Source organism: Paenibacillus sp. P4_A7 (genome assembly GCF_056402455.1).
Map to the genome: position 1 here is coordinate 48,273 of NZ_JBFUHJ010000012.1, position 7,323 is coordinate 55,595.

Sequence of the window (7,323 nt, forward strand, 5' to 3'; positions counted from 1 at the left end):
GGAAATACAATGTCTTCAGCTTCAAAGAAAGCTATACCCGCTGGCGACGCTATGTCGATCAAAGCTATTCTTGCTCCTTTGATCGCTATAATCGTTGGTATGTTTATGGTTATTCTGGATGGTACAGCAATGAATGTCGCAATGCCAGGATTAATCAAAGATTTCAATAGCTCCATGTCTCTCGTTCAATGGACAATTACAGGCTATGCGCTTGCACAAGCTGCAGTTATCCCATTAGCGGGTTGGATGTCGGATCGTTTCGGCGCCAAACAAGTCTTTTTATTTTCCATCATCATGTTCACCATCGGTTCTGGTCTTTGTGCTTTTGCCACGACAGCAGAACAGCTTATTATTTTCCGTGTCATCCAAGGTCTGGGTGGCGGTATGGTTGCTCCTATTGCTATGGCTTTCACATTCCGTCTAAGCCCTCCTGGCAAGCAAGGTGCAGTAATGGGTATGATCGGCATTCCGATGCTGCTCGCTCCAGCTCTAGGCCCAGTCGTAGCCGGCTGGTTGATCGACTATGCAACTTGGCACTGGATTTTCATTATTAATCTGCCAATCGGAATTATTGCCGTTATAATCGGAATCCGTACACTGCCTAACATTGAACGCAAGCATGTGCCCGCTCTAGATTTTCTCGGGATGCTATTCGCACCGTTAGCATTCGCAATGCTCGCTTACGGCGTAAGCTCAGCTGGCGGCGGTGAAGGTGGTTCCGGTAGCGGCTGGACATCACCGGCTGCACTAATCGGTATGATTGTCGGCGGTATTGCCCTCATTATTTTCATCATCGTAGAACTGAATCGTAAAGAGCCTTTGCTTGAGCTGCGTGTATTCAAATCAAGCGACTTTACCCGTGGCGTTATATTGCAATGGGTAGTACAGATTGCACTATTCGGAACATTATTTCTTATCCCGGTTTTTATGCAACTTGCAAAAGGCTATACAGCTTTCAATACTGGTCTAATTCTGCTCCCACAAGCACTTGCGGCCGGTATTTTCATGCCAATTGGAGGAAAACTGTTTGATAGATTTGGCGCGCGTCCAATAGTCATTGTTGGACTCTCGATTGTTGCTATCGCAGGCTTCTTGCTTAGTCAGATGACGGCTGATACAGCCCTATTAACACTCATGATCCCAATTGCTATGCTTGGCGCGGGTATGGGTTTGTCCATGATGCCGCTTAATACTCACATTATGCAGTCTGCACCAAGAGAGCTAGTAACTCGTGTTACATCACTCACAGCAGCTGCACAACAAGTTATGACTTCCTTTGCAATTGCCGGCTTGTCTACTATATTAACTAGTAAAGCCAAGCACTATGGTGAAGTGAGTCCAGGTCCTAATGTTATTTACTCCGCATATGGAGATACCTTCTTCATCTTAGCTTGTATTTCAATTTTCGGCGCTATTGTTGCCTTGCTGCTCCGCAGGCCAAAGCAAGCGGCTACCAGCAGCACCGATGAGAAGCCTGAAATGACCATGATGATGGGTCATTAATCATACTTAGCTTTTCTCTTTCTAAACAAAAAGACTGCTTCACACTCGTCATGTACGAATGTAAAGCAGTCTTTTTTACCTATGCTCAATTATTCTATTATTTCCGCCAGATCTCCGTTCTTCACACCAGCAGCATTCGCTTCATCCGTATCGATATGCATGTCAAGAGCGAAATCCTTTGATACACGAGCGACTACCTGCTCGAATACGACACCACGCTGACCGCCAAAACGAACACGCAGCATCTGCTTATCTGCAATGCCAAAGCGCTCTGCATCACTAGTATGAAAATGGATATGCCGCGCTGCTACGATTACGCCCTCTTCTATCGTTACTTCACCGACAGGGCCCTTCAGCGTTACTCCTGCGGATCCAGCAATATTACCTGACTCACGCAAAGGAGCATTCACTCCAAGAGCAAAGGCGTCTGTACGAGATACTTCGAGTTGTGTTTGATTGCGAGCCGGCCCAAGAATTCTAACCTTTGCAAAAGCTCCCTTTGGACCATTAACCGCAACTGTTTCATTTGCCGCATATTGTCCTGGTTGTGATAAAGGCTTCATCTCTGTTAAAGCATAGCCTTTGCCGAATAAAACTTCTACATGCTCCTGAGACAAATGAATATGTCTTGCCGATACACCAATTGGAACTTCTTTATGTATCATGTTGTCACTCTCCTGCCATGAAATAATGGTTACGATTTTCACGTTGCACAAAAAAATAAGCAAGCGGCCAATTACGACCGCATGCTTATCATAACATTTATTTGAATTCCGCTACAAGTTTGTCGAATTGATCCGGCGTAATCATCATGTCTTGTTTTGCCAAACCTTCTTTTTGGAAGCCCGTAACCAAATCCTCATACGCTTTACGTGTTTTGTTCTGATAGATGAGACCTGTTACCAGACCATTTGTTTCCATAACTTTGTTCATAGCTGCCACACGGTCAGACGGATCATAATCAGGGAATTGCTCTAGGTTTACAATATGCTCCTTGAACCAGTCGTACGTATTTATTTTGTTAAATGTAACACAAGGGCTAAATACGTTGATAAGAGAGAAGCCTTCATGATTAATGCCCTCTTCAATTAATTTCGTTAGCTGCTTCAAATCACTTGAGAATGATTGTGCAACAAATGTCGCGCCAGCAGACAAAGCAATTTCAAGCGGTGATAAGGTCGTTTCAATGGAGCCCTCAGGCGTCGATTTTGTTTTGAACCCTTCTGCACTTCGCGGAGACGTCTGCCCTTTCGTCAAACCATAAATCTGGTTGTCCATAACAATATAAGTGACGTTAACATTACGTCTAATCGCATGTACCGTATGACCCATACCAATTGCAAACCCATCACCGTCACCGCCAGATGCGATAACCGTTAGTTCACGGTTAGCAAGCTTTACACCTTGAGCGATTGGAAGCACGCGGCCATGAATGCCGTGAAATCCATAGGCGTTAATGTAACCCGATATCCGTCCAGAACAGCCAATACCTGATATAACTGCTAGATTTTCAGGCTCAAGTCCAACATTAGCAGCTGCGCGTTGGATAGCTGCTTGAATGGAGAAATCTCCACAGCCAGGGCACCAGTTAGGTTTCACATTATTTCTAAACTCTTTGAACGTTGCCATCTAAACTCAACTCCTTACAAGCTTTGTGAACGTCAGAAGGCAAGAATGGATTGCCGTCATACTTTAGCAAGCTTTCGATTTTTTCCGCAAATCCGGCATGCATCTTAATTTGAGATGCTAGTTGCGCAGTAGCGTTATTCTCGATGACGATCACTTTTTTTGCACTTTGCAAGTAAGGACGCAACAATTCTGTTGGGAAAGGATGAATTTGACGAATCGTAATATGGTTCGTCTTCATCCCCTCTTGATCAAGCTTTCTTCTAGCTTCATCAATTGTACCACCTGTAGAACCCATAGCAATGATCAATAAATCTGGTGTATCGTGTATTGCGTCCACACGGATCGCCTCACGGATATACATATCGTTAAGCTTATTCAATCGTTTATCCATCATTTTCAGACGGTTTAACGCACTCTCAGATGGACGCCCTATTTCATCATGCTCAACACCCGTTACATGATGAAGACCGCCCTTCTCACCTGGTAGAACACGTGGTGAAACTCCGTCCTCTGTAAATTCGTAACGTTTGAACAATTCATGACCTTCCAGCGCTGGAACATCCTCGCTAAGCTTCCCGCGTTTGATTACGATTTTGTTATAATCAAATTGTTCACAAGACTGTTTGCCTAGCGACAGCTGAAGATCCGTCATCAATATAACAGGAACCTGATACTGCTCCGATAGGTTGAAAGCTTCAATTGTATCATAGAAGCAATCTTCAATAGAGGCAGGTGCAATAACAATTTTCGGGATTTCCCCGTGTGTTCCATATACCATAGCGTTTAAATCGGATTGCTCTTGCTTAGTTGGAAGACCTGTCGAAGGACCTCCACGCTGTGTATTCACGATTACAAGGGGCGTTTCTGTCATACCTGCAAGTCCAATTGCTTCCATCATTAGAGAAAGTCCTGGACCTGCTGATGCTGTCATTGTGCGGACACCCGCATAGTTAGCGCCAATAGCCATCGTTACTGCAGCTATTTCATCCTCTGTTTGAATGACAGTACCGCCGAATTTAGGAAGCTTCTTAATCAAATATTCCATAATCTCTGAAGCTGGTGTAATCGGATAGGCAGACATCAAACGACAGCCTGCAGCTATAGAACCCAGACCAATCGCTTCGTTTCCGATCATAAACAGCTTCTGCACGCCGTCAGCTTCGCCGAGCTTAAACTCGTTAATAGGCCCGCCAGCCAGCTCAAGGACATATTCCGCACCGCTTTTAACCGCTTCAATATTTTTCTCTACGATTGCTGCGCCTTTACGCCCGAATTCCTCTTCTACCGCTTTATTGAATACCTCTAGGGGCAGTCCAAGAAGTGCCCATGATGCGCCTGAAGCAACCATGTTCTTCATCAATGATGTTCCAAGCTCTTCTGCCAGCTTTGTAATAGGTACGGCAAACAATCTTGCGTTTATACCATCAGGTATGGTTGGATTAAATTTCGCATCCGCCACTACGACGCCGCCAAGTCGCAATTCCTTCGCATTCAAATCGATAGTTTCCTGGTCGAATGCAACGAGAATATCTAAATCATCAGAAATCGCTCGAATTGGCTTTGTGCTTATACGAATTTTATTATTAGTATGACCGCCTTTGATCCTCGATGAAAAATGTCGATACCCATATAAATAATAGCCTAAGCGGTTAAGCGCCGTAGAAAATATYCGGTCTGTACTTTCAACGCCCTCGCCTTGTTGTCCCCCGATCTTCCAAGACAATTGACTAATCAAAATGCCCAACTCCTCTTTTTCATCAACATGTACCTATTTCTACAATTAAAAAATCATATATTATAAGTCATAACATTCAAATCAAGTTTAAAGTGGAAACGTTTAAAAATCAAGATGTAAACACACATCCGAAACATAGTTTGATTCGATTGAATCCATACCAGAATAAGATTAAATAAATTTTGTCTATTGAGGTAGATTATACCTTAAGAAACGAAGAGCATTTCCAGACATAAACAGCTCCGTCTGCTTTGGAGAATAGTGTTTTAACAAGCTGTCATAAAGTTTTGAAAGCTCGCCTGGATGCGACAATCCTGTTATGTATTTATCAATCCCATCAAAGTCAGATCCCAGCATAATATGTGACTCCGCTCCGAGCTCACACATATGTTCAATATGACGCATCAAATCATCTACAGTAACAACTTCAGAGTTTGCTACAAACCAAGGAACAAAAGTGATGCCTACTAACCCCTGCTTTGCAATTAAAGCTCTTATTTGTTCATCTCTTAGATTACGAGGATGATCACAAATGGCTTTTGCGTTAGAATGAGAGGCGATTATTGGTTTGCTTGATAACTCTGCTACTTCCCAAAAAGCCTTCTCTGATAAATGGGACACATCCAAAATAATCCCGAGTTTATTGCATTCTTCAACAAATAGTTTCCCCTTGGCCGTCAGTCCTCCGCCCCGGGACTCCATCACGCCATCAGCAGCCCAATTCGAATAATTCCAAGTTAATCCTGCTGCACGAATGCCTAGCTGATGCATGATGCGAACGAGAGACATTTGCCCTTGAAGTCCATCCACGCCCTCAAGCGACAGTAATGCGCCTATTTTCCCTTCATTGATAACCGTTTCCAGGTCTTTGGACGTTCTTACCCAGACCATGTCTTCACAGCTTAATACCATTTGATGAAAACGATCTATGCTCTCTAGAATCGGCTCTAGTCGTCCAGTCATCGTCAGGGGTATGTAAATCGCAAAAGTTTGTAGAACGGTACCAGCTGCCTTCAGACGCTCGTAGGTAACATCCAACACGCTGGCAGCCGTTCCTTGAAACGTCAAACGCTCATCAATCAGCAGCTTACAAAGTACATCGCAATGAAAATCAATCACTTTCATCTACTCACCTCTATTCATTGGATTAGCAAGTTCCATAACAAAAAACCTGTCTACGTCGTAAACAGGCGAACAATTGTGTTATTCAGGATGCCGTTTCGTTACCTTCTCCGAGACTTGCTACCGAGGTTCAACAATCAATTTGATTGCTGTTCGATCCTCCCCGTCTATAACAATGTCAGTAAAAGCTGGTATGCAAATTAAATCCACCCCACTGGGAGCGACAAATCCTCGTGCGATTGCAACTGCTTTAATTGCTTGGTTAAGTGCGCCTGCCCCAATGGCTTGCAACTCTGCACCGCCGCGTTCACGTAGAACGCCTGCGAGCGCGCCTGCAACGGAATTTGGATTGGATTTTGCTGAAACTTTTAATACATCCATATTAAGAACCTCCCCTTGGACTGTTGGATGGATTCCACTTTTAAATAGTATTCGGGAGAGTTTAAATAATTCCTGCTTTTATCAGCCTTTATAAACAAACTATTCTGAATTGTCGGAACTTTCAACCATTTAACAAACTACATCAGAAGCCATTCATCTTCTGTCAGTCTAATTTTTTCTATTTTACGTGCTTGTCCTGTTGCATCATCGATTTGAACGGACACAGCATGAAGATGCCACTTTCCTTCATCTACAACAAACCGTACGGGTAACTGTGTTATAAACTTGTGTAAAACAGCTGTTCGTTCCATTCCTAGAACACCCTCTTTTGGACCAACCATACCTACATCCGTAATGTATGCTGTTCCCCCTGGCAGAATGGTATCATCATTAGTCTGAACATGAGTATGCGTTCCTAGAACGATTGAAGCTCTTCCGTCTAAATGCCAGCCCATCGCAATTTTCTCAGATGTTGCTTCAGCATGGAAATCAACAAGAATGTTTTTCGTATATTCGCTTGCTTCTTCAACCAAATCATCCGCTTTACGGAAAGGACAATCAATCGGTGGTAAAAACGTACGTCCTTGCAGGTTTATTATTGCAAGCTGCTTTCCGTTTGCTTTGATAATAGCCATTCCTTGTCCAGGTGTGCCCTCTGCATAATTCGCTGGACGCACAATTCGCGGTTCATCATCGATCCATTCGAAAATATCTTTATTATCCCACGTATGGTTGCCCATCGTAATGCCATGAGCGCCCCATTCGAAAAATTCCTTCGCTATTGCCGCTGTAATCCCACGTCCTGCAGCAGCATTTTCACCATTCACTATAATGATATGCGGATTATATTTGCTTTTCAGTGCCGGCAACACGCGTTTTAGCGCGCTTCTTCCTACACTCCCTACAATATCGCCTATGAATAACACGTTCACTTCAGTACACTTCCTTTATCG

At 43.7% G+C, this 7,323-nt stretch carries 7 protein-coding genes; 1 reads left to right on the forward strand and 6 read right to left on the reverse strand.

What is annotated here, in order from left to right; all coding sequences use genetic code 11:
- Positions 1-9: 9 nt before the first annotated feature.
- Positions 10-1,503, forward strand: coding sequence for an MDR family MFS transporter (locus AC1DWN_RS03630; RefSeq protein WP_477557576.1), 1,494 nt, complete (start codon positions 10-12; stop codon positions 1,501-1,503).
- A gap of 89 nt (positions 1,504-1,592) precedes the next feature.
- On the opposite strand, the gene AC1DWN_RS03635 is transcribed toward AC1DWN_RS03630, so the two are convergent.
- The 6 genes from AC1DWN_RS03635 to AC1DWN_RS03660 form a co-directional block, all read right to left on the reverse strand.
- On the reverse strand, positions 1,593-2,165 hold the full coding sequence (locus tag AC1DWN_RS03635; RefSeq protein WP_477557583.1) for a phosphate propanoyltransferase: 573 nt from the start codon (positions 2,163-2,165) through the stop codon (positions 1,593-1,595).
- A 100-nt stretch (positions 2,166-2,265) separates the two neighbouring features.
- On the reverse strand, positions 2,266-3,132 hold the full coding sequence (locus AC1DWN_RS03640; protein ID WP_477557577.1) for a 2-oxoacid:ferredoxin oxidoreductase subunit beta: 867 nt from the start codon (positions 3,130-3,132) through the stop codon (positions 2,266-2,268).
- Positions 3,110-4,867: a 2-oxoacid:acceptor oxidoreductase subunit alpha gene (locus tag AC1DWN_RS03645; protein ID WP_477557578.1), complete on the reverse strand. Its 1,758-nt coding sequence runs from the start codon at positions 4,865-4,867 to the stop codon at positions 3,110-3,112. The genes AC1DWN_RS03640 and AC1DWN_RS03645 overlap by 23 nt, the downstream gene beginning before the upstream one ends.
- Positions 4,868-5,053: 186 nt before the next feature.
- Positions 5,054-5,992 carry a dipeptidase gene (locus AC1DWN_RS03650; RefSeq protein WP_477557579.1) on the reverse strand — a complete coding sequence of 313 codons (939 nt, stop codon included), beginning with the start codon at positions 5,990-5,992 and terminating at the stop codon, positions 5,054-5,056.
- Between the two features lie 117 nt (positions 5,993-6,109).
- Complete coding sequence (locus tag AC1DWN_RS03655; protein ID WP_006036664.1) at positions 6,110-6,370, reverse strand: stage V sporulation protein S; 261 nt, start codon at positions 6,368-6,370, stop codon at positions 6,110-6,112.
- A gap of 137 nt (positions 6,371-6,507) precedes the next feature.
- On the reverse strand, positions 6,508-7,302 hold the full coding sequence (locus tag AC1DWN_RS03660) for a TIGR00282 family metallophosphoesterase (protein ID WP_477557580.1): 795 nt from the start codon (positions 7,300-7,302) through the stop codon (positions 6,508-6,510).
- Positions 7,303-7,323 lie beyond the last annotated feature (21 nt).

Excerpts from the sequence above, each read along its gene's own strand:
- AC1DWN_RS03630 (WP_477557576.1), top strand. The coding sequence starts at position 10 with ATGTCTTCAGCTTCAAAGAAAGCTATACCCGCTGGCGACGCTATGTCG.
- AC1DWN_RS03640 (WP_477557577.1), bottom strand. The coding sequence starts at position 3,132 with ATGGCAACGTTCAAAGAGTTTAGAAATAATGTGAAACCTAACTGGTGC.
- AC1DWN_RS03655 (WP_006036664.1), bottom strand. The coding sequence starts at position 6,370 with ATGGATGTATTAAAAGTTTCAGCAAAATCCAATCCAAATTCCGTTGCA.
- AC1DWN_RS03650 (WP_477557579.1), bottom strand. The coding sequence starts at position 5,992 with ATGAAAGTGATTGATTTTCATTGCGATGTACTTTGTAAGCTGCTGATT.